The sequence below is a fragment of the Pseudomonas sp. genome (genome assembly GCF_028293835.1).
Lineage (GTDB): Bacteria > Pseudomonadota > Gammaproteobacteria > Pseudomonadales > Pseudomonadaceae > Aquipseudomonas.
Genome location: NZ_JAQGNX010000089.1, coordinates 72434 through 94742, shown reverse-complemented (window position 1 = coordinate 94742; position 22309 = coordinate 72434). Strand labels below are relative to the sequence as shown.

Sequence of the window (22309 nt, the reverse complement as noted above, 5' to 3'; positions counted from 1 at the left end):
AGAGATGAATATGCAACTGACCGTTGATCCTGTTGAAAACGTTCTGGTCAAAGGCCTCAAGGACCTGTGGTTCCCGCTGCTGCCTTCGGCGCTGTTGGGCGACAAACCCCTGTCAATTCGTCGCCTGGGCTACAAGATCGCCTTGTGGCGCGACAACGACGGCAGCGCCCATGCCCTCGAAGACCATTGCCCGCATCGCGGCGCACCGCTGTCCCAGGGCCCGGTACTAGGAGATCGCCTCCAATGCCCTTACCACGGCGTCGAAGTGCGCTATGACGGCACCGTGACCAAGGTCCCTGGCAGCCCCGGCTGCAAGCTCGAAGGCAGCCGCCCGACCCGCATGTTCCACACCCGTGAAGCGGCCGGCGTGATCTTCGTCTTCAATGCCACCGACCCGCATCTGGCCGAGCCGCCGGAGCTGGTGCTGCCCGAGCAACTGACGTCACCTGACTGGAGCCATTTCGTTTGCTACACCGAATGGAAAGGAGACTACCGCTACGTGATCGACAACGTCATGGACCCGATGCACGGCACCTACCTGCACAAGATGTCGCACTCCATGAGCGAAGGCGAAGCGACCGCCAGGTTCGTTACCCGTGATACCGATCAGGGCTTTTTTTTCGAGAAAGAAGGCCAGCGAGGCGTGAACTTCGACTGGACCGAATTCCTCGACAACGGCTGCCACTGGCTGCGTCTGGAGATCCCCTATCCGAAGACCGGCGGCCCCGGCGGTAATTTCACCATCGTTGGCAGCTACACCCCGGGGGACACGCAGATGTGCGGCGTATTCCACTGGCGCGCCCGGCCCTTGACCGGCTGGCAGCGCGACACCTGGCGGTTCCTCTACAAGAACCGCCTGGAAGCGCGCCACTGGGCAGTGCTGGAACAGGATCGGGTACTGCTGGAGAACATGGAATTCGACGCCAACCAGCGCGAAAACCTCTACCAGCACGACCTCGGCGTGGTGCGTATTCGCCGCTATCTCAAGGGCAAGGCCAAGGAACAAACGGCGCTGATCGAGACTAAGGCGGTCTCATGAGCACAGTCTCCACAGCTACCGTGGCAGTCCAGCGCGTTCAGGCCCCAGGCCTGAACGAGCTGGCCACGGCCACCTGGTCCAATGCCCTGCTGCTGGGCAATGACGTGATGATGTCCGGCATGACCGGGCATCCCGCCACCCGCCAGGCAGCCGAAGCCGGAACCCCTCTGGGCGCCTACGATCAGACCCTGTTGGTGTTGAACAAGGCACGCGCGCTGGTCGAAGCCGCAGGCGGGCACATTGGCAATATCTACCGGCTGACCGTCTACGTCACAGCGATCTCCGACAAGGATGAGGTGGGCTGCGCCCGCCGGGATTTCTTTGCCGGCTTTGCCACCTACCCGACCTCGACGCTGGTGGAAGTCAGCGGCCTGGTATTTCCGGAACTGGTGGTGGAAATCGAAGCCAGTGCGCGTCTCGACATCGATCTGCGCGCGGTCGTCGCGCCTGCAACCCCTATCGTAAAGGGCTGAACCATGTACATTTCCTCTACCCTCACTGCGTTGGTCCACACCTTGCGCCATGAAGCTGAAGGCATCATGAGTGTCGAACTCCGCCCCCATGGCGACTGCGTATTCGCACCGTTCGAGGCCGGATCGCATATCGACCTGCACCTGCCCAATGGCTTGGTACGCAGTTACTCGCTGCTCAATTCGCCGGCGGAGCAAGGCCGGTACGTAGTGGGCATCCTGCGCGACCGCGGCAGCCGCGGGGGCTCGCTGTGGGTGCACGAGCAATTGCGCGTCGGCACCACCTTGCAGATCTCCGGGCCGCGCAACAACTTTGCACTCGACACCGGCGCCTCCCATAGCGTGCTGGTGGCTGGCGGCATCGGCATCACACCGATCTACTGCATGTTCCGCCGATTGCTTGCACTTGGTAAATCCGCCGAACTGATCTACTGCGCTCGCTCACGCAAGGAAGCCGCACTGGTCGATGAACTCAGCGGCCTGGACGCCAACGTAGTGCTGCACTTCAATGACGAGAAAGACACCGCCCCTGACCTGCGCCACTACCTGGCGGGACAACCGGCGGATACGCATTTCTATTGCTGCGGGCCGACGCCCATGCTCGATGCGTTCGAAAGCACCTGCGAGAGCCTAGGCTACCCCCATGCCCATATCGAGCGCTTCGCCGCGGCCGAGCTGCCGCCCTCCGAAGATGCCCAGGACAGCTACAGTGTCGAGCTGAAAAAATCCGGCAAGACGCTCACCTTGGAGCCCGGCCTTAACCTGCTCGATGTCCTGCTCGAAGCGGGATGCGACATCGATTACAGCTGCCGCGAAGGAGTATGCGGTTCCTGTGAAACCAAAGTGCTGGAGGGTGAGATCGATCACCGCGACGGCGTATTGAGCAAAGCCGAGCGCGCCGCCAATGAGTCGATGATGGTCTGTGTGTCCGGCTGCAAGAGCCGACGCCTGGTACTCGATATTTAATGACATGCTTTTTTGGAAGCTGTGGCCGACTCCTCGTCGGCTTTTTTTTGCCCGGGTCAATTACATGCCTTGCCTCAAATAGATTCGACGCCCCAACAAGTTTCGATTCGCACCACTTTCGCTCCCCAAACGTGCATATCGGTAACTGCCAAACAGGTAAGTTTCACCTGTGATACAAATTTCTTTGTTTCGCATGTAATTCATTGAAAATAAATACTTTTTATTAACTAATAGTACCAGATTAAGAATGGCACGCTTCCTGCTCTATTACTTGCGAGCTCGCTGGTAAGACGGCGTGTCACCCTTGAAACAACACTTAACTTTAATTGTGCAACTACCGGCATACTTGTCCATAGAGACAAGGGCCCTCCTGTTGCCAGTCATATCCGCAGCAGTACACTTGCAGGTGAGGTCGCAATGAACAAGTACATCATGAGAGTGGGGTTGCTGCTTAGTGCGGGCTTGTGTGCCGCCGAGCCAGGCCCCGATGTCACCAATACTCAATCGGTCGCCGCGCCCGTAGCGCCGAAACCAGGGGTGAAGAAGCCATTCCCGCATATTTCCTGGCGCAGCGGCGATGGCGATGCCAGCTTCGATCTTGGCGGTGCATTGCGTACCAACTGGCGCGACGAGCACTGGAGCACCAGCGAAAACAACACTCGCTGGTTGTTCGACACGATGCGTTTCGATCTCAAGGCCACTTATAAAAAGGCCTTCGTCGACATCAATTACTGGTTCTATGACCTCAACAAACGTTCCGTCGACCGCGGCTACGTGGGTTACAACCTCACCTCGCAGTCCAATATGCAGGTGGGCCTGCCGTTCAAGCCGTTCGGCCTGGAACCCTACCCGCAGTTCGGCTGGAGCTACCACATCCCCTTCTTCATGGGTTACGGCGTAAGCGATGGTCTGGGCGCCAAGTACAGTTACAAGGACAAAGACTGGGACGTGCAACTGGGCTACTTCCCGCGCATGGCGCCAGGCGGCACGCGCTACTCGGGAGAGATTTCCCGCTACGCCGACGTCAAGGACAATGCGGTCGCCTTCACCCAGTCCGGCCAGGACAACGAAAAGCGCAACCAGGTGAACGCCCGTGTCGCTCGCACCTTTACCAGCGGCGACTGGAAAACCGAAGTTGGTGCTTCGCTGGCGGCCTCCCAGCTGTACAACGAAACTACCGACGACAACGGCAGCTACTGGGCCGTCGGCCTGCACACGGTCATCAATAACGGCCCGTGGACCGCTACCGCTGAAGCCATCCGCTACGAGTACGACCCCAAGAACCCCAATGGCGTTAGCAAGGATTCGGTGCTCATGGGAGGTAACGGCCTGACACCCGCCTACCTCATCGCTTCCAAGGCGACGATGGCGGCGCTGAACATCGGTTACGACATCTACACCCCAAAGCTGGGCCAGTTGAAGAAGATCAAGCTTTACAACGACTACAGCCGCATGATGAAAGACAAGAGCGGCTGGGACGACTCGCAGATGTACACCGTCGGCGCGCAGCTGTTCGCCCTGCCTGTCATGGCTTGGATAGACCTGACCTGGGCCAAGAACGCCAACCCCTATGGCGGTGCAGAGAACGGTACCGGCTGGACCAGCACCTCATCGGTTGGCAGCAACCAGTGGTACTACCGCACCAACGTCAACATCGGTTACTACTTCTGAGGCACATCGGCCCACTTCGGTGGGCCTTTCGCCGAGCGGCAGCGGGTGTGTAAAGTGTCGCCCCAGCTACCAGCTACCAGCTACCAGCTACCAGCTACTAGCAATAGCCCTGTGCCGAGTTATGATCCCAGCCTATGGACATTTCATCTAAAAAGAATAAACGCGGGCGCCCAGAGCAAAAGGCAGCCATTGGCCGGGAAGGCTTGATCGAAGCCACCTTGAGTTTGCTGCGCACCTGCGCGCCTACCGACCTCACGCTGCTGGACATCGCCCGACTGGTGAACGTCGACCCAGCCCTGATTCGCTATTACTTCGGTGGCAAGGACGGCTTGTTGCGTGCGGCAACCTTGCAACTATTGGACGTGACACAACTGGGCAGCCAGGCGCAGAGCGATGGGCAGGACATCGAGAAAATGCTCTACAGGCGTATTCGCTTGATCATCGATATCGGCCAGCAGAATCCACACTTCATGCAGTTGGTACTGCGCGAAATCTACCAGGGCAAAGACCCCCAGACCGCCGCGGTGCTCGACACCATCGCGCAACGCGGCGTGGGCTTGAGCGAGGCGCTCTTGCACGCGCGGCCAGCCAGGCCTGGGTTGCCCGAAATCGATCCGCGAATGCTGCACGTGGCGCTGCTGGGCGCTTGTACCTTTTTTGCCACGGCCCAGCCGCTGTTCGATGTGCTGTTTGCGAATAGCACCGATGAGGCATTGGCGCAGCAGTACGCGCAGTTCCTGACCGACCTGCTGCTGCGAGGATTGGGTGTGGAAACGCGGACGGGGGGTTAGCCGCCAAAACCCGCATGACCGCCAATGCCAGTTCTTTCCCGTTGTTGCACATGCTAAGACCGATTTCGCAATAATCCGTGGCCTGAGGGATATAGGTGGTGGGGATTACGTTGCCGCTCGCCTAGCACCTAGACATCGATTCGTTCCTCAGTTTTTGTGGTCAGCGGAGCAGGCGCTAGAGAAATACCTGAAAGGCATCCTTACCCTTGACCGTGTCAGCGCTCTAACTATGGGCACGACATATCGAAAGCTTTGACGCTGATAGAGGAGAACTTGGGTTTGAGATCGCTCTTACTCTGCGGCAGAAGCAGGTATTTGAGGTAATCGCTGAGTGGAATTCGGATAGATAGTTTCTAAATCATCTTGGCGTGATGGGCCATGAACTGCGTTATTGGATCAGATGGTCTGGCGGAAGCGGCAGTATACGATAACCCAACCACCGGAACGTTGAACTGGTCGCGCGATGCTAATGAGTTCTGCTGGCACTGCATGCACGGATCGTATGGTGTAAATGATAATCGGGCCCATTGAGCATTCTCCATATCCAACGCAGTGACATCGCCAACAAGATCACGAAAGTCAAACTCTTCAATCTCCCGCATTGACTTCTCTTCCAGGCATTATTTCTGCTCTGACTGAGCCCTGGCTTACAGTGGAGATTTTCCCTGACCCAAGGTGGCGAACCAAGATTTTAGATAATGAAGGTATCCACAGTATCTCGACGACGCTGTCATTTGCGAGCACACGCCTACCAAGCTGTAGCGATATTGTTTTCATGGTCCTTTCCCTGCACGAGAAATTACACTTTAGCGATAAACACCTAAATGTCCCGAGCGGAGATTGGATCGTAATGTAGGAGCGGAAATTTTATTTAATAATGTGATATCAAATGATATTCCGACGTTGTTTTCGATAATTTTCATACCCTTAGGTAGTAGAAGATTTTTTTATGAAAAAAGTATAATATATGCAGCAGCAAATTTTGTTCACCAGGTAGGCTGTTTAAGATCGATTCGAAGCTAGCACAGCAAACCAACTCGAAAGTAACATTAGCTATTCTACCCCTGACATACTAACCCTAGCCTTGGGGCTAGCGGCCCGTAAGGCCAGTCTGGCTTAGCTATTTGCCAGCACACACCGCAACATCCAATTATTTAATCATGAGAAAACAGTCAAAAATGACATTAATCATGAGAAAAAACTAATTCTACCTATCAACGCTACAAACAAAAATAAAAATCAAGTAAATCAGGCGCTTGATCCCGTCTCACAATTTGTTATCCGTGACACATGCTAAACAGGTGGGAACTTATAAAGGACGGAAAATGGTTTTCTGAAGCCTGAAAGCAGAAAACTCTAAAAGGCACCACGGTATCACCTCGAGTACTCCAAGCTTTCCCCCTCGCACGGCGATTGCCAGTTTCGACCCCACTTATCTTGAAGCCCTTAGCCTCGTACGTTTACGGTAGCTTTCGATGGTGACTTGCACATGGTTGCTGCTTCGTGGGCCCTCAACTGTCCGAATCTGGCCGCACAATTATGCAGCCAGATTTCGATCCAGTGCCCTCTCTGGACCGAGGCAAAAAAATCGATCTGACTACTTGGTATCGGAAGACGGGACTGATCTTGGCTTGTAGCCAGGCAAGGAAGCAGCAAAAGCCAGAGCCTCCTCCCGGGAACCGAAGGAGCCAAGCCGGTCAGTCTTTGTGCAGACTTTCCACGGGCCGCTATTCACACTAAGCACGTCATAGCCATTGATGTGCATTTTGGTAAGGATTGGAGCACTCATAGTCGCCTCCTTTTGGAGAGATAATCTAGGGTTGCTCTGTCCACCTTACACTCACTTCCCGTGTCTGTGCCTACCGCATATCGCTATACAATTTTCAGATTCGCGAAACGTGTCATCGACTTTTTCAGCGAGACAACCACAACGGCGCCCAGAACGCAGATGCCTTTATTGCCACCAAGACGTGGTACAGGCCATTTATCGACTGTTCGAACACAAACTCATGTATGGGACTTGCGCAACCGGTATTATGGTATACCATCAGACGCACAAACCTCTTTTTATCCTATACGGAGCAGCTCATGAGTTTCGAAATCCGCAAGATCGTCAGCTACGTCGAAGAAACGTTTATCGAAGGCGGCAAGGCCACCGATACACCTGTAACCATGGTCGGTCTCGCCGTAGTGATGAAGAACCCTTGGCTGGGCAACGGCTTTGTCGAAGACCTGAAGCCACAAATTCGCGCCAACTGCTCCGACCTCGGTGCACTGATGGTTGAACGTCTGCTGAGCATCATCGGCGGTGCCGAGAAGATCGAGGCTTACGGTAAAGCGGCCGTCGTAGGCGCCGATGGTGAAATCGAGCACGCCTCCGCCGTTATCCACACTCTGCGTTTTGGCAATCATTACCGCGAAGCGGTTAAAGCCAAGAGCTACCTGAGCTTTACCAACAAGCGTGGCGGTCCAGGCACCTCGATCCAGATTCCGATGATGCACAAGGACGATGAAGGTCTGCGTTCGCACTACATTACGTTGGAAATGAAGATCGAAGATGCACCACGTGCCGACGAAATCGTCGTGGTCCTGGGTTGCGCCGATGGCGGCCGCCTGCACCCACGCATTGGCAACCGTTACATCGACCTGGAAGAACTGGCTGCCGAAAAAGCCCAGTAACTCCGGTGAGAGCAACTACAACAAAAAGGCATGCAGGAGCGCTCCATGATTCGGCTCACCGCTGAACGCACCCCGGCTGGCACCAGTTATCTGGCGACCGGCCAAGGCCAGCCCGTGGTCTTGATCCACGGCGTGGGCCTGAACAAAGAAATGTGGGGCGGCCAAGTCGTTGGCCTGGCCACGAAATACCGTGTGATTGCCTACGACATGCTCGGCCATGGCGCCAGCCCACGCCCACAAAGCGGTACTCCCCTGCTTGGCTATGCCGACCAGTTACTGGAGCTGCTCGACCACCTGCAATTGCCGCAGGCGACGGTAATCGGTTTTTCGATGGGTGGGCTGGTAGCACGGGCTTTTGCCTTGCATTACCCGCAACGCCTGCAAGGCATGGTGGTGCTCAACAGCGTGTTCAATCGCAGCGCCGAACAGCGCGCCAGTGTCATCGCCCGCACCAGTCAGGCGGCCGAGCACGGACCGGATGCCAATGCCGAAGCTGCACTGTCGCGCTGGTTCAGCCGCGAATACCAGGCAGCCAATCCGGCGCAGATTGCAGCCTTGCGCCAGACCTTGGCCAACAATGACCCTCAGGGTTACCTGACCACCTATGAGCTGTTCGCGACCCAGGACATGTACCGCGCCGAAGATTTGGCCAGTATTCAAGTGCCGACACTGATCGCCACCGGCGAACTGGATCCGGGCTCGACACCGCAAATGGCCATGCAATTGGCTGAGCGAATTCCCGGCGCGACAGTTGCCGTGCTCGCCGAGCAGCGGCATATGATGCCTGTAGAATCACCGCGCCTGGTCAACCAGCTGTTGCTGGAGTTTCTCGACACAGTGCACTCCCGACAAAACTTTATAAAGGGGATCGTTGCATGACACTCGCACGCTACCAGATGTGCATCGGCGGTGAATGGGTCGATGCCCTGTCCGGCAAGACCTTTGAAAGCCTTAACCCGGCGCTGGCCCAGGCCTGGGCGCAATTGCCCGACGCCGATGAAGCCGACGTCGAACGCGCTGTCCAGGCTGCGCAGACTGCCTTTGAAAGTCCGGCCTGGCGCTGCCTGACCGCCACTGCTCGCGGCAAACTGCTGCGTCGTCTGGGTGATCTGATCGCTGACAACAAAGAACATCTGGCGCAGCTGGAAAGCCGCGACAACGGCAAGCTGATTCGCGAAACCCGTGGCCAGGTCAGCTACCTGCCGGAGTTCTTCCACTACACCGCCGGCCTGGCGGACAAGCTCGAAGGCGGCACGCTGCCGCTGGACAAGCCTGATCTGTTTGCCTACACGGTGCACGAAGCGATGGGCGTAGTCGCCGCGATCATTCCCTGGAACAGCCCGCTGTACCTGACCGCAATCAAACTGGCCCCGGCGCTGGCCGCGGGTAACACCATCGTAATCAAACCTTCGGAGCACGCCTCGGCGACCATTCTCGAGCTCGCCCGCCTGGCGCTGGAAGCCGGCATTCCGCCGGGCGTGGTCAACGTTGTCACCGGTTACGGCCCAAGCACCGGCGCCGCCCTCACCCGTCATCCACTGGTCCGCAAAATTGCCTTCACCGGCGGTGCCGCCACAGCACGACATGTGGTGCGCAGCAGTGCCGAAAACTTTGCAAAGCTGTCCCTGGAACTAGGGGGCAAATCACCGAACATCATTTTTGCCGACGCAGACCTCGACAGCGCGATCAATGGCGCCATCGCCGGGATCTACGCCGCCTCCGGCCAAAGCTGTGTCTCCGGTTCGCGGCTGCTGGTGCAAGACGAAATTTACGATGAGTTCGTCGAGCGTCTGGTCGAACGAGCCAAACGTATCCGCATCGGTAATCCGCAGGACGACACTAGCGAAATGGGCCCCATGGCCACTGCGCAGCAACTGGCGGTGGTCGAAGGCCTTGTCGCTGATGCTATCGCCGAAGGCGCACATCTGCGTCTGGGCGGCAAGCGTCCGCAGAATCTGGGCGAAGGCTGGTTTTACGAGCCGACCTTGTTCGAATGCGACAGCAATTCGATGAAGATCATGCAGGAAGAAGTGTTCGGTCCAGTAGCCTCGGTCATCCGTTTCAAGGATGAAGCCCAGGCTCTGGCGATTGCCAACGACTCGCAATTTGGTCTCGCTGCCGGCATTTGGACCCGTGACCTGGGGCGTGCCCACCGCCTCGCCCGGGACGTGCGCTCCGGGATCATTTGGGTCAATACCTACCGCGCCGTATCGGCCATGGCGCCAATCGGCGGCTTCAAGAATAGCGGTTATGGACGCGAGAGTGGCATCGATTCGGTGCTGGCCTACACGGAGCTCAAAACAGTGTGGATCAACCTCTCCCAGGCACCGATGCCTGATCCCTTCGTGATGCGTTAAGAGACCACCTACATGATCGAACCCGGCATTTACAAAGACGTCATGAGCTCGTTTCCTTCCGGGGTCACGGTGGTCACCACCCTGGACCCGGAAGGCGGCATCGTCGGCATTACCGCCAGCGCTTTCAGCGCACTGTCGATTGATCCGGCACTGGTGCTGTTCTGCCCAAACTACGCCTCTGACACGTACCCGATCCTGCGCGACAGCAAGCAGTTCGCGATTCACTTGCTGTCCGCTGACCAGACCGCCGAAGCCTACGCGTTTGCCAGCAAGGGCAAAGAAAAGGCCAAGGGTATCGAATGGCACTTGAGTGCCTTGGGCAATCCATTGCTGGGTAAAGCCACGGCGATCATCGAGTGCGAACTATGGCGCGAATACGACGGTGGTGACCACGCAATCATCGTCGGCGCGGTGAAGAACCTGATTCTGCCCGCCCAGCCGGTCACGCCGATGGTCTACCACAAAGGCAAGCTGGGCCCCCTACCCACCCTGGCCTGACGTTTTTCTTTCGGGCCGCGCAATGTCATCCGTGGGGCCCCTTTATAATTTCAGGAGCCAGGTGCCGAACCTTGCCGCCACCGCACCCGGCCGCTTCAGGAAATGGAAGACTGCTGGGGCCACGGCCGTGAGGGCTTGTCGCTTAAAGAACGCAGCATGATAAACTTGCCCATGATTTCGGCCCTCAATCGGCCGCACGAACTCAAGGTGCATGTACGCGGTGCCTTGCGTAACGGGCTGAGTCGTGAACAAATAAGCGAAACTCTGCTTCAGGTCGGTATTTATTGCGGTGTCCCCGCTGCCGTAGATAGTTTCCGGCTCGCCCGTGAAGCGTTCACCGAAGCCGATGCCGAGGCCTCCAGTTAACCCTTGGCTGTTTGATCTGACCGGAGCATCGATGGTCGTAATGATCGAAGTGCTCTTTTTGCATGGACAGCCACATTCAGAGCGGACCCCATGAAACGCCTGCCACTCGACGACAGCTTCAAGGTCAATCGCAACCCCGTTACCCTGCGCGAAATAGTGCTGGATAAACTGCGAAGCGCCATCATGAACTTCCAGCTTCTGCCGGGAGACCGTCTGGTCGAGCGCGATCTTTGCGATCGCCTGGGCGTCAGTCGCACATCCGTACGCGAAGCCTTGCGTCACCTCGAATCCGAAGGCCTGGTGGAGTTTGCCGACGCCAAGGGCCCGAGGGTGGCAATCATTACCCTGGCTGATGCCGGGGATATTTATGAATTGCGCTGTGTGCTCGAAGGCTTGATCGTCCAGCTGTTCACCCTGCGCGCCAAGGCCAAAGACATCAAGGCCCTGGAAAAAGCCCTCGAGAACAACCGCAAGGCCCTCAAGGACGGTGAGCTGCAACAGGTCATCGACTCGGTCCAAGGGTTTTATGACGTGCTGCTCGAAGGCTCCGGCAACCATGTAGCGGCCCTGCAACTGCGCCAGTTACAAGCGCGAATCAGCTACTTGCGCGCGACCTCGGTGTCTCAGGAGAACCGTCGCGGCGCGAGCAATCAGGAAATGGAACGGATCGTCGACGCGATCAAGAGCGGAGATCCTCTCGCGGCGCACCAGGCCTGCGTCGAACATGTGCGCGCGGCGGCGGCGGTCGCTCTGGAATACCTCAAGCGCAAACAGGAAGAAACGGGCGTGATCCCGCAAATCACCCTGCCGATCGCGCTTAAAGAACCGCGCATAGGTCATTGAAAATGTTCAGCCCGAGCTTTTGTCCAAAGTGCGGCAGCAATGATCTCGGTCATCAGCTACCACCGGGCGATACGCACGAGCGCCTGATGTGCCGCGGTTGCGGCTACATCCACTACATCAACCCGAAAATCATTGCCGGTTGCATCATCGAGCAAGATGACAAGTACTTGCTGTGCCAGCGCGCCATCCCCCCGCGCCCCGGCACATGGACGCTGCCGGCGGGCTTCATGGAAGGCGGCGAGACCACCGAACAGGCGGCGTTGCGTGAGGTCTGGGAAGAGAGCGGCGTGCGCGCGGAGATTCTTTCGCCTTACTCGATCTTCAGCGTGCCGAAAATCAGCGAGGTGTACATCATCTTCCGCGCCATCGCCCTGGAGATCACCGGCCAGTACGGCCCGGAAACTCTCGACTACAGATTCTTCGCGCCCGAAGACATTCCCTGGGACAGCATTTACTACCCGGCGATTCGGCAGATCCTCGAACGCTATATCGAGGAACGCCAGGCCGGGGTTTACGGTATCTACATTGGCAACGACGATACCGGCAAGATCCATTTCATCCGCTAGCAGCCTTGCATAATCACAACGGCGCCACACCCTCGACGATGATGATCTCGGCCTGGGCCACTCCCTCCCGGTGCCGTTTCGCCCCCTGATATTCCTCCGACCGGTAGCAGGCCAGCGCTTGCTCATACGAGTCGAACTCGATGACCACATTGCGCTGCGCCGTGGCCCCACCTTCCAGCGCTTCGCTGCGCCCACCCCGGGCCAACAGCCGCCCGCCATACAACGCAAAAGCGGCTGGGGCGCGCTGGGTGTATTGGCTGTATTGGTCGGGATCGGTGACATCTACATGAGCAATCCAGTACGCCTTCATAGTGACCTCTCTGTTTATTTTGTATTATGGTATACCACATAGTATTTCCATCAAACACTGAGAATCCAGCATGGCCTTCAACAGCATCGCAGAAATCATCGAAGACTACCGACTCGGCAAAATGGTGCTCCTGGTTGACGACGAGGACCGGGAAAACGAAGGCGACCTGCTGCTGGCCGCCGACTGCTGCACCGCCGAAGCTATCAGCTTCATGGCCCGGGAAGCCCGCGGCCTGATCTGCCTGACCTTGACCTACGACCACTGCCAACGCCTCGGGCTGGAGCAGATGGTGCCGAGCAACGGCAGCGTCTTCAGCACCGCGTTTACCGTGTCCATCGAGGCCGCCACTGGCGTAACCACCGGCATCTCCGCTGCCGACCGGGCGCGCACCGTTGCGGCCGCTGTCGCCATCGAGGCCGGCCCTGCCGACCTTGTGCAACCCGGCCATATCTTTCCGTTGCGCGCCAAGGAAGGCGGCGTACTGACCCGCGCCGGTCATACCGAAGCCGGATGCGACCTTGCACGCCTGGCCGGCTTCACACCGGCCTCAGTGATCGTCGAGGTGATGAATGACAACGGCACCATGGCCCGCCGACCGGATCTGGAAGTGTTCGCGCGCAAGCACGGGATCAAGATCGGCACCATCGCCGATCTTATTCACTACCGCCTCAGCACCGAACACACCGTCGTGCGTATCGGTGAACGAGAATTGCCGACGGTGCACGGCACCTTCCGACTGATCACTTTCGAGGACCGTATCGAGGGCGGTGTTCATATGGCAATGGTCATGGGCCAGCCGCAACGGGACGAACCGACGCTGGTGCGCGTGCACGTGATCGATCCGCTGCGTGATCTGGTGGGCGCCGAATACAACGGCCCTTCCAACTGGACATTGTGGGCAGCGCTGCAACGCGTGGCCATGGAGGGTTGCGGCGTTGTGGTGGTATTGGCCAACCATGAGTCATCGCAGGCGCTGCTCGAGCGAGTGCCTCAGTTGACCCAGCCGCCTCGCCAGTTCAGTCGCTCGCAATCGCGCATCTACTCTGAAGTGGGAGCAGGTGCACAGATTCTTCAAGACGTTGGCGTAGGCAAGCTGCGTCATCTCGGCCCACCGCTGAAATATGCCGGGTTGACTGGCTACAGCCTCGAAGTGGTAGAGAGCATCGCTTTCACCGAATGAATCCGGGCCTGTCGCCCTACTCACTCAGGCCGCCACCCGGCGGTCTGGGGGATCAAAAATTGCTCTTTTGGCTGATAGTCGGTAAGGCAAAGTGCTTGCACAAAGTTTGGAATACCATAATATGATATTCCATAGACCCGACCGCCTTACTGGCCAAACGGACCTACTGCTCCCGACAGGCGGGCACTTAAAGCCCCGCTCATAAACACAACAATGAGGGCGTGAAAATGGTGTTGAACAAACGTGCAACCGCGGTAATTTTTGCGGGACTGCTGAGCGCGACCAGCCAGGCGTTGATGGCGGCTGAAAGCGTCAACTTCGTCAGCTGGGGCGGTAGCACCCAGGATGCGCAGAAGCAGGCCTGGGCCGATCCGTTCAGCAAGGCCAGCGGCATCACCGTGGTCCAGGATGGCCCGACCGACTACGGCAAACTAAAGGCCATGGTCGAAAGCGGCAATGTGCAGTGGGATGTGGTCGACGTCGAGGCCGACTTCGCTTTGCGCGCAGCCTCCGAAGGCTTGCTCGAACCCCTCGATTTCACGGTCATCCAGCGCGATAAGATCGACCCGCGATTTGTCTCTGACTACGGTGTCGGTTCGTTCTACTTCTCATTCGTCTTCGGTTACAACGAAAGCAAACTCGGCACCGGCAAACCGCAGGACTGGTCCGCGCTGTTCGACACCAAGACATACCCCGGCAAACGCGCCCTCTACAAATGGCCAAGCCCTGGCGTACTAGAACTGGCCCTGCTGGCCGATGGCGTACCTGCCGACAAGCTCTATCCGCTGGACCTGGATCGCGCCTTCAAAAAACTCGACACCATCAAGAAAGACATTGTCTGGTGGGGCGGTGGGGCCCAGTCGCAACAACTGCTGGCCTCTGGTGAAGTGAGCATGGGGCAGTTCTGGAACGGCCGGATCCACGCCCTGCAAGAAGACGGCGCACCAGTTGGCGTAAGCTGGAAACAAAACCTGGTCATGGCCGACATTCTGGTCATTCCTAAAGGTTCGAAAAACAAGGCGGCGGCCATGAAGTTCCTGGCCAATGCCAGCAGCGCTAAAGGCCAGGCGGATTTCTCCAACATGACCGCTTATGCGCCGGTCAACATCGACAGCGTGGCGCGCCTGGATTCGGTGTTGGCCCCTAATCTGCCGACTGCCTACGCCAAGGATCAGATCACTCTTGATTTCGCGTACTGGGCCAAAAACGGTTCGGCCATCGCGACACGGTGGAACGAATGGCTAGTCAAATGAAAATGACGGCAACCGCGTCCCGTCAATCCACGCAGGCCGGGAGCGACACTGGCGCTGCCGGTTCGGCTCCCGGCAAGGCGGCTGTAGTGACCCAATCCCCCTCCCTGGCGCAGCGCTGGCGTGGTGCCGGTAATCTGGTCCCCGCGCTGCTATTCCTCGGCCTGTTTTTTCTGGCGCCGTTGATCGGTCTATTGCTGCGTGGCGTGCTTGAACCAACACCGGGGCTGGGTAACTACGAGCAGTTGTTCGCCAACTCGGCGTATGCCCGCGTGTTGCTCAACACCTTTTCGGTGGCCGGTCTGGTGACCCTGTTCAGCCTGGTGCTGGGCTTTCCGCTGGCATGGGCGATCACTCTTGTACCGCGTGGCTGGGGTCGCTGGATTCTTAGCATTGTGCTGCTGTCGATGTGGACCAGCCTCCTGGCGCGGACCTACTCCTGGTTGGTGTTGTTGCAAGCTTCCGGCGTGATCAACAAGGCATTGATGGCGATGGGTATCATCGATCAGCCGCTGGAAATGGTGCACAACCTCACCGGTGTGGTGATCGGCATGAGCTACATCATGATCCCGTTCATCGTCCTGCCATTGCAGGCGACCATGCAAGCCATCGACCCGATGATCCTGCAAGCCGGGTCGATCTGCGGCGCGAGCCCCGGGACCAACTTCTTCCGGGTGTTCCTGCCGCTCTGCCGGCCGGGATTGTTCTCCGGTGGTTTGATGGTGTTCGTGATGTCTCTTGGGTACTACGTCACCCCGGCGTTGCTGGGCGGCGCGCAAAACATGATGCTGCCCGAGTTCATCATTCAACAGGTGCAGTCGTTCCTCAACTGGGGCCTGGCGAGCGCCGGCGCCGCGTTGCTGATCGTCATTACGCTGGTGTTGTTCTACTTCTACCTGAAGCTCCAGCCGGAATCCCCGGTTGGCGCCAGCAACGCGAGGTAAGCCGTCATGCTGCTAAGCCCCAATGCAATGAGCCGACGCATGCGTTTCGGCATGTACTTCACGACTGGTTTGATCGCTCTGTTCCTGCTGTTACCGATCGTGTTCATCGTGCTGCTGTCCTTCGGCTCCTCCCAGTGGCTGGTGTTCCCACCGCCGGACTGGACGCTGAAATGGTACGGCCAGTTCTTCTCCAACCCCGACTGGATGAACGCCGCGCTGGCGAGCCTCAAGGTCGCGGTGCTGACCACGTTTTTTTCCGTAGCCCTTGGACTACCGACCGCTTTCGCACTGGTGCGCGGGCGCTTCCCTGGACGGGAAATGCTTTACGGCCTGTTCACTTTGCCGATGATCGTGCCGCTGGTGATTATCGCAGTGGCGGTGTATGCGCTATTTCTCAAACTGGGTTACACCGGGACGATGTTCGCTTTCGTCGTTAGTCACGTCATTGTTGCCTTGCCGTTTACCATTATCTCAATCATCAACTCGGTGAAACTGTTCGATCAGTCGATCGAAGATGCCGCTGTGATCTGTGGCGCGTCGCGTTTGCAAGCCGTGTTCAAGGTGACCTTTCCGGCGATTCGACCGGGCATGGTCGCCGGCGCCCTGTTTGCATTCCTGGTTTCCTGGGATTAAGTGGTTCTGAGCGTGATGATGGCCAGCCCGACCCTGCAAACGCTCCCAGTAAAAATGTGGACCACCCTGCGCCAGGACCTGACGCCAGTGATCGCCGTCGCCTCGACGCTGCTGATCGGCCTCTCGGTACTGGTCATGGTGATCGCCGCCGCCCTTCGCCGGCGCAACCCAATCAGCGCCTGAGCGCCTAGGAGTACGAAATGAGTGCCGTGATCAAAGACCCCGCGCAACACAATGACAAACCCCTGGTCAGCCTGCGCAACCTGAACAAGTACTACGGCGAATTTGCCGCCGTGGACAACATCTCGCTGGACATCAAGGAGGGTGAATTTCTGACCTTTCTCGGTTCCAGTGGCTCCGGTAAAAGCACAACGCTATCGATGCTCGCCGGTTTTGAAACCCCGAGCAGCGGCGAAATCCTGGTCAATGGTCAATCGCTGGTCAACGTGCCGCCGCACAAGCGCGATATCGGCATGGTGTTCCAGCGCTACTCGCTGTTCCCGCATCTATCGGTGCGCGACAACATCGCCTTTCCGCTGGCTATTCGCAAACTGGCCAGCGCTGAGCGCGAACGCCGTGTCGACGCCATGCTCAAACTGGTGCAACTGGAACAGTTCGCCCATCGCCGTCCTTCGCAACTCTCCGGTGGTCAGCAACAGCGCGTCGCCATCGCTCGGGCGCTGGTTTATGAGCCGCGTATTCTGCTGATGGACGAACCGCTCGGTGCACTGGACAAAAAACTGCGTGAAGATTTGCAGGACGAACTGCGCCAGTTGCATCGACGCCTGGGCATCACCATCGTCTACGTGACCCACGACCAGGAAGAAGCCATGCGCCTTTCCCAGCGGATTGCGATTTTCAGTCATGGCAAGATTGTCGGTTTGGGCAGCGGTTATGACCTTTATCAAAACCCGCCGAATGCGTTTGTGGCTTCGTTCCTTGGCAACTCGAATTTCCTCAAGCTCAAGGCCCAGGGCAATGCGGTCGCTACGTTTGAGGGGCAGTCGCTGTCGATTCGTCTGACCCCTGGCCTACAAACCGATCAGGATGTACTGCTGATGGTGCGCCCGGAAAAAGCCCAGGCGCTGAGTGTTGCGCAAGCCGGTCAGGAGCCCCTGGCGGCCGGCTGGAACGAGGTTTCGGCCACCGTCGGCGAAGTGCTGTTCCTCGGTGAAAGCCAGACCTGCGCCGTGGTAACTTCCGGTGATACCTCGATGACCGTCAAGGCGCTCTCCGCCGCTGGGATGCCACTCAAGACCGGTGATCCGGTGCGCGTGCGCTGGGCTACGGCAGATGCCTGTGTGTATACCGAATGGGCTGATAGTGATCTGAACAAGGCTGCTGGCGCTCATTAATCCTTCGCAGGCCCATGTTCGTGGGCCGTAAAACCGTGTCACTTTCCGGGTCGCTGCAACGTTGAGTTGTGGCGGCTTTTTTTGGTTTGCATGGCGCACCAACAAAAATGCCCGGCAATAAGCCGGGCATTCCAGACTAAAACAAGCGCTATCAATCAGTCAGCATAATCAAGTCGCGAAGCCCTGCTCTGTTGCGCCTGCCCACGCGTCGCCAGGCAGTAATACAAAGGACAAGTTACCACCAACCCCACCAGCCACGACAGATCCGCACCGTCCACCAGATTGGCATACGGCCCGACATACAGCGACGTATTGGCAAACGGCAGTTGCACAATAATCCCGATGAAATACGCAACGATTGCATGCAGATTGAACCGTCCATAAATTCCGCCATCCGCACGAAAGATCGAGGCAATGTCATAGCATCCGCGCTTGATCAGATAGAAGTCGATCAAGTTGATCGAAGCCCAAGGCACCAACACCAGCAACAGCGCCAGAATCAGCCCAATGAACTGCGAGACGAAGTCTGCCGAAGCCCCGAGCGCCACCACGCAACACCCCGCCAACACCACACTCGACAACACCACGCGCAGCTTGATGCTCGGCGTCCACTGGCTGGCAAAGGTCTGGATAGAGGTGATGATCGATAACACCGCGCCATACAGATTCAAGGCGTTATGGCTGATGATGTTGAGCAAAAACAGCACCATCAGGATCGGTCCCAGCCAGCCGGTGGATTGCTTCACTGCGGCCATCGCTTCCGTGCCCTCCGGGGTTGCCAATACCGCAACCGCACCGAAGGAAAACGACAAAATGGTGCCCAGCGTCGCGCCCAGGTAGGTGGCGAAGAATGGACGGGCGATCCCGATATCTGCCGGCAGGTAACGCGAATAGTCAGATACGTAAGGCGAAAAGCTGATTTGCCAGATGATCCCCAGCGACACCGTCGCCAACCATCCCGACAGGTTGAAATTACCACGCGTGAAGAAGTCCGCCGGCAGGTCATGCGCAAAGATGTAAAGGAAACCGGCGAGCAAGGCGCTGCCCATGACCCAGGTCCCGATGCGGTTGAGGGTGTGAATGAAGCGGTAACCGATGACCCCGATTGCAGTGGCGCTGAGGGCGCCCATCAGGATGCTGGCCGGTACCGGAACCGATGGCACAATGCCGACAATCGACTTGCCGGCCAACACGATGTTGGAGATGAAAAATCCGATGTAGATGATCGCCGCGAAGAATACGATCAGCAATGCGCCATAGCGGCCGAATTGACCACGGCTCTGCACCATCTGCGGAATGCCCATGCGCGGGCCTTGCGCCGACGCCAGAGCAATCACCAGACCGCCGATCATATGCCCGAGAGCAATCGCAATCAGCCCCCAGAACAGGTTGAGATTGAACACTTGTACAACCATGGCGCCGGTGACGATGGGTAGTGGCGCAATGTTGGTGCTGAACCATAACGTGAATAGATCGCGGGCCTTCCCGTGGCGTTCCGCGAGTGGGACGTAGTCGACCGTGTGGTTCTCGATCAAGGGGTCTTGCCGGGACATCTGGGGCATGTGCATGAACTCGAGTTTGTCTGATCTTATATTTGTATGAAGCCAAACCGGGGGTGCTCTTCGGCAATCCCACAGATGTGTACCATATTATGGTATTCCAACGTTTAAACAAGACCGGTCAGTCTTAAGTATTCATCTGATCCAGGATTCTGACGTATGACTGCACGCACTGCCTAGCTTTACGCCCAGCAATCATTGCCTTTAAGACCAAAGGTGCACGTTTGTCGGTCCGTGGAGAAAGCCGTTGCAAACTATGTATTACGGTATACCATCAGACCTATAAACTCATAAAAACTATTTCACTACCTGAGGGACCGTCCCATGATCGATGCCGCCATCTACAAACAAGTGATGGGTTCGTTTCCGTCCGGGGTTACCGTGATCACCACGCTCGATGACGACGGGCAAATCGTCGGTCTGACCGCCAGCGCCTTCAGCTCGCTATCTATGGACCCGGCGCTGGTACTGTTTTGCCCTAACTACAGCTCCGATTCCTACCCGGTATTGATCAAGAACAAACGCTTTGCCATTCATGTACTTTCCGGCGGCCAGCAAAACGAGGCCTATGCCTTTGCGCGCAAAGGCAAAGACAAGGCGCAAGGAATCGAGTGGACCCTTAGCGAGTTGGGCAACCCGATTCTGGCCAATGCCACGGCGGTCATCGAATGCGAGTTGTGGCGCGAGTATGAAGGGGGCGATCACGCAATCATGGTCGGCGCGGTGAAGAACCTGATCGTGCCCCGGCAGATCGCCGGGCCATTGGTATATTGCCACGGCAAGATGGGCGCCCTGCCCGTTCTCGCCTGATTCAATCAAACGGCAGCGGTGTAAAAACTCCGCCGCCGTTCCTGCCTTACGTTCTAAAACGACTGACTAACTGATTCAACGTCTCGGACAACGCTGTCAGGTTCTTTGCATCCTGACGGGTGGAATCCGCAAGGCTGGCGACCAATTGCGCATCACCGTGAATCTGGCTGATGTGCCGATTGATATCTTCGGCGACCTGGTGCTGCTCCTCCGCCGCGGTGGCGATCTGCGTATTCATATCGCGGATCACGTCCACCGATTCGCGGATCAGCCCGAAGCTCGCCCGCGCCTCGTTGATCGACACCACCGTCTCCTGTGATACCTCAAGACTGGCATGCATTTGCTTGCCCATCTGATGGGTCCGGCGTGCCAGATTCCCAAGTAAGGCATCGATCTCACTGGTGGAGTCCGAGGTGCGCTTGGCCAGCGCCCGCACCTCATCGGCCACGACAGCAAACCCGCGACCTTGATCACCGGCGCGCGCGGCTTCGATGGCGGCATTCAGGGCCAGCAGGTTGGTCTGTTCGGCAATCGAACGGATGGTCCCGAGTATCGACTGGATGTCATTGCTGTCCTGCTCCAGTTGCTGCATCGACTCGGCAGTGTGGCTAATCTCCTGACTCAGGCGGTCGACGTTACTCACCGCCGCATCAATTTGCTGCTGCCCGGTATGGGCCTGGCGTTGACCGTTGTCCGCCGAGTCGGCGGCCTGGCTGCAGGAGCGCGCAACTTCATTGGAGGTGGCGACCATTTCATGAAACGCGGTTGACACCATGTCCACCGCCTCACGCTGGCGGGAGGCGGCTTCGGCCATTTCTACCGAGACCTCGGTAGCACTGCCGGAGCTGCTGTGAATCTGTCCCGCCGCCTGGCCAATGCGCTGGATCAGCGTGCGAATCGCTTCAAGAAACTGGTTGAACCAGCCCGCCAATTGCGCGGTTTCATCCTGCCCGCGTACGGCCAGGCGTGCGGTCAAATCGCCCTCGCCCTGGGCAATGTCTTCCAGCCCACTGGCCACACCGCGAATCGGTTTGACGATCAACCCGGCAAACCAGGCCCCGGCCATGGCAAAAAGTCCGGCACAGACCAGCGCAACCACCGCGATGATCCAGGTCAGCCGAGTGGCACCGGCCATCACTTCACTTTCCCGGACCACGCCGACAAAGCGCCAGCCCAAAGCCTCGGAGGGCCAGACTAAAGCCATATAACGCTCGCCCGCCAGCTCGACTTCAACCAGACCTTTGCCCGCCGCGGCGAGCTGACGATAACCGTCGCCCAGTTCACTGAGCTTTTTGAAGTTGTGGGTCGGGTCCTTCGGGTCGACCAGCACGGTGTTGTTACCTTCCATCAACATCAAGTAACCACTGGCGCCGAGCTTGATCTGCTTCACCAGATCGGTCAGCTGTTTGAGGGACACGTCGATGTTTACCACACCGGCATTGGTGCCCAGGCGATTGCTGAAACTTTGAACGGTGCTGACCAGCACCACGTCATCAGCCGCCCAGTAATAAGCGTCGGTCCGCACGGTTTTGCCCGGCTGAGCCATCGCAGCCTTGTACCAGGGGCGCGTGCGCGGGTCGTAACTGGCGAGCTTGGGATCGCCCGGCCAGAACACATAACCACCCTCTTCAGTACCGAGCGAAAGATAGGCATAGGCCGAATGACTCTTGGCCAGGCCAGCGAACAGCTGGAACAGGTGTTGGTCCTGTTCGCCCATGGAAACTTGAGCCGCATCACTGGCCAGATATCGCTTGAGGCTGGTATCAATGCCCTGCAGTTGCGGGTGGTCAGCCAAGTAAGCGACGTTCTGGCTGATGCCTTCAAAAAACAACTGCATGGCGTTTTCGACCTGCCGAATTTCCCGACCACTACTGTCGATAAACGCTTCTCGCGCCTCGTGGCGCACATTGAGAATGATCAGCACAGCCACCAGAATGACCGGGAGGCTGGCAATCACCGCAAATGCCAGGATCAATTTTTGTTTTATGTTCATCTAGCTCGCCTTCCTTGTAAGGTGAGAAC

Annotated in this window: 20 protein-coding genes and 2 pseudogenes; 18 read left to right on the top strand and 4 right to left on the bottom strand. The window is 57.8% G+C overall.

The features are described from left to right. Positions 1-4: 4 nt before the first annotated feature. The 5 genes from JWR17_RS11955 to JWR17_RS11935 all read left to right on the top strand — a co-directional run bounded on the left by JWR17_RS11955 (position 5) and on the right by JWR17_RS11935 (position 4937). Positions 5-1039 carry an aromatic ring-hydroxylating dioxygenase subunit alpha gene (locus JWR17_RS11955; protein WP_299831633.1) on the top strand — a complete coding sequence of 345 codons (1035 nt, stop codon included), beginning with the start codon at positions 5-7 and terminating at the stop codon, positions 1037-1039. Next, positions 1036-1512, top strand: coding sequence for a Rid family hydrolase (locus JWR17_RS11950; RefSeq protein ID WP_299831630.1), 477 nt, complete (start codon positions 1036-1038; stop codon positions 1510-1512). The genes JWR17_RS11955 and JWR17_RS11950 overlap by 4 nt, the downstream gene beginning before the upstream one ends. A 3-nt stretch (positions 1513-1515) precedes the next feature. Then, entirely contained in the window at positions 1516-2475 is a 960-nt protein-coding gene (locus JWR17_RS11945; RefSeq protein WP_299831626.1) for a PDR/VanB family oxidoreductase, read from the top strand. 417 nt (positions 2476-2892) lie between these two features. Beyond that, positions 2893-4146 carry a hypothetical protein gene (locus JWR17_RS11940; RefSeq protein ID WP_299831624.1) on the top strand — a complete coding sequence of 418 codons (1254 nt, stop codon included), beginning with the start codon at positions 2893-2895 and terminating at the stop codon, positions 4144-4146. Positions 4147-4280: 134 nt separating this feature from the next. Continuing rightward, a complete protein-coding gene (locus JWR17_RS11935; protein WP_299831621.1) occupies positions 4281-4937 on the top strand; it encodes a TetR/AcrR family transcriptional regulator in 657 nt (218 codons plus the stop codon). Between the two features lie 1597 nt (positions 4938-6534). Here JWR17_RS11935 and JWR17_RS11930 read toward each other — a convergent pair. Further along, on the bottom strand, positions 6535-6726 hold the full coding sequence (locus tag JWR17_RS11930; RefSeq protein ID WP_299831618.1) for a DUF2188 domain-containing protein: 192 nt from the start codon (positions 6724-6726) through the stop codon (positions 6535-6537). 299 nt (positions 6727-7025) lie between these two features. On the opposite strand from JWR17_RS11930, the gene JWR17_RS11925 reads away from it, so the two are divergent. The 7 genes and pseudogenes from JWR17_RS11925 (at position 7026) to JWR17_RS11895 (ending at position 12246) form a co-directional block, all read left to right on the top strand. Then, positions 7026-7616, top strand: coding sequence for an amino acid synthesis family protein (locus JWR17_RS11925; RefSeq protein WP_297838321.1), 591 nt, complete (start codon positions 7026-7028; stop codon positions 7614-7616). Positions 7617-7661: 45 nt separating this feature from the next. Continuing rightward, entirely contained in the window at positions 7662-8495 is an 834-nt protein-coding gene (locus JWR17_RS11920; RefSeq protein ID WP_299831615.1) for an alpha/beta fold hydrolase, read from the top strand. Beyond that, positions 8492-9973, top strand: a complete 1482-nt coding sequence (locus tag JWR17_RS11915; protein WP_299831612.1) for an aldehyde dehydrogenase — start codon at positions 8492-8494, stop codon at positions 9971-9973. Before JWR17_RS11920 ends, JWR17_RS11915 begins: the two co-directional genes overlap by 4 nt. Positions 9974-9985: 12 nt before the next feature. Then, positions 9986-10471 carry a flavin reductase family protein gene (locus JWR17_RS11910; protein ID WP_299831609.1) on the top strand — a complete coding sequence of 162 codons (486 nt, stop codon included), beginning with the start codon at positions 9986-9988 and terminating at the stop codon, positions 10469-10471. An 84-nt stretch (positions 10472-10555) separates the two neighbouring features. Beyond that, positions 10556-10837 (top strand): annotated as a pseudogene (locus JWR17_RS11905) (carboxymuconolactone decarboxylase family protein); the annotation flags it as partial. A 90-nt stretch (positions 10838-10927) separates the two neighbouring features. Beyond that, positions 10928-11680, top strand: a complete 753-nt coding sequence (locus JWR17_RS11900) for a GntR family transcriptional regulator (RefSeq protein ID WP_299831606.1) — start codon at positions 10928-10930, stop codon at positions 11678-11680. Positions 11681-11682: 2 nt separating this feature from the next. After that, positions 11683-12246, top strand: coding sequence for an NUDIX hydrolase (locus tag JWR17_RS11895; protein ID WP_299831603.1), 564 nt, complete (start codon positions 11683-11685; stop codon positions 12244-12246). A gap of 13 nt (positions 12247-12259) precedes the next feature. On the opposite strand, the gene JWR17_RS11890 is transcribed toward JWR17_RS11895, so the two are convergent. Continuing rightward, positions 12260-12556 carry a DUF1330 domain-containing protein gene (locus JWR17_RS11890; protein WP_299831600.1) on the bottom strand — a complete coding sequence of 99 codons (297 nt, stop codon included), beginning with the start codon at positions 12554-12556 and terminating at the stop codon, positions 12260-12262. A gap of 70 nt (positions 12557-12626) precedes the next feature. Between JWR17_RS11890 and ribBA the strand changes: the two genes are divergently transcribed. From ribBA to JWR17_RS11865, 5 genes and pseudogenes are all read left to right on the top strand, one after another. Continuing rightward, positions 12627-13736 (top strand): bifunctional 3,4-dihydroxy-2-butanone-4-phosphate synthase/GTP cyclohydrolase II, encoded by a 1110-nt coding sequence (gene ribBA, locus JWR17_RS11885; protein WP_299831597.1) that lies wholly within the window; start codon positions 12627-12629, stop codon positions 13734-13736. Positions 13737-13963: 227 nt separating this feature from the next. Beyond that, on the top strand, positions 13964-14989 hold the full coding sequence (locus tag JWR17_RS11880) for an ABC transporter substrate-binding protein (RefSeq protein ID WP_299831594.1): 1026 nt from the start codon (positions 13964-13966) through the stop codon (positions 14987-14989). After that, positions 14986-15930 (top strand): ABC transporter permease, encoded by a 945-nt coding sequence (locus JWR17_RS11875; protein WP_299831591.1) that lies wholly within the window; start codon positions 14986-14988, stop codon positions 15928-15930. Before JWR17_RS11880 ends, JWR17_RS11875 begins: the two co-directional genes overlap by 4 nt. A gap of 6 nt (positions 15931-15936) precedes the next feature. After that, positions 15937-16746 (top strand): annotated as a pseudogene (locus JWR17_RS11870) (ABC transporter permease). 17 nt (positions 16747-16763) lie between these two features. Further along, positions 16764-17918 carry an ABC transporter ATP-binding protein gene (locus tag JWR17_RS11865; protein WP_299831587.1) on the top strand — a complete coding sequence of 385 codons (1155 nt, stop codon included), beginning with the start codon at positions 16764-16766 and terminating at the stop codon, positions 17916-17918. Between the two features lie 155 nt (positions 17919-18073). On the opposite strand, the gene JWR17_RS11860 is transcribed toward JWR17_RS11865, so the two are convergent. Continuing rightward, positions 18074-19480, bottom strand: a complete 1407-nt coding sequence (locus tag JWR17_RS11860; RefSeq protein WP_299831585.1) for a cytosine permease — start codon at positions 19478-19480, stop codon at positions 18074-18076. Positions 19481-19801: 321 nt separating this feature from the next. Between JWR17_RS11860 and JWR17_RS11855 the strand changes: the two genes are divergently transcribed. Then, positions 19802-20287: a flavin reductase family protein gene (locus JWR17_RS11855; RefSeq protein WP_299831582.1), complete on the top strand. Its 486-nt coding sequence runs from the start codon at positions 19802-19804 to the stop codon at positions 20285-20287. Between the two features lie 46 nt (positions 20288-20333). On the opposite strand, the gene JWR17_RS11850 is transcribed toward JWR17_RS11855, so the two are convergent. Further along, positions 20334-22280, bottom strand: a complete 1947-nt coding sequence (locus tag JWR17_RS11850) for a methyl-accepting chemotaxis protein (protein WP_299831578.1) — start codon at positions 22278-22280, stop codon at positions 20334-20336. Positions 22281-22309 lie beyond the last annotated feature (29 nt).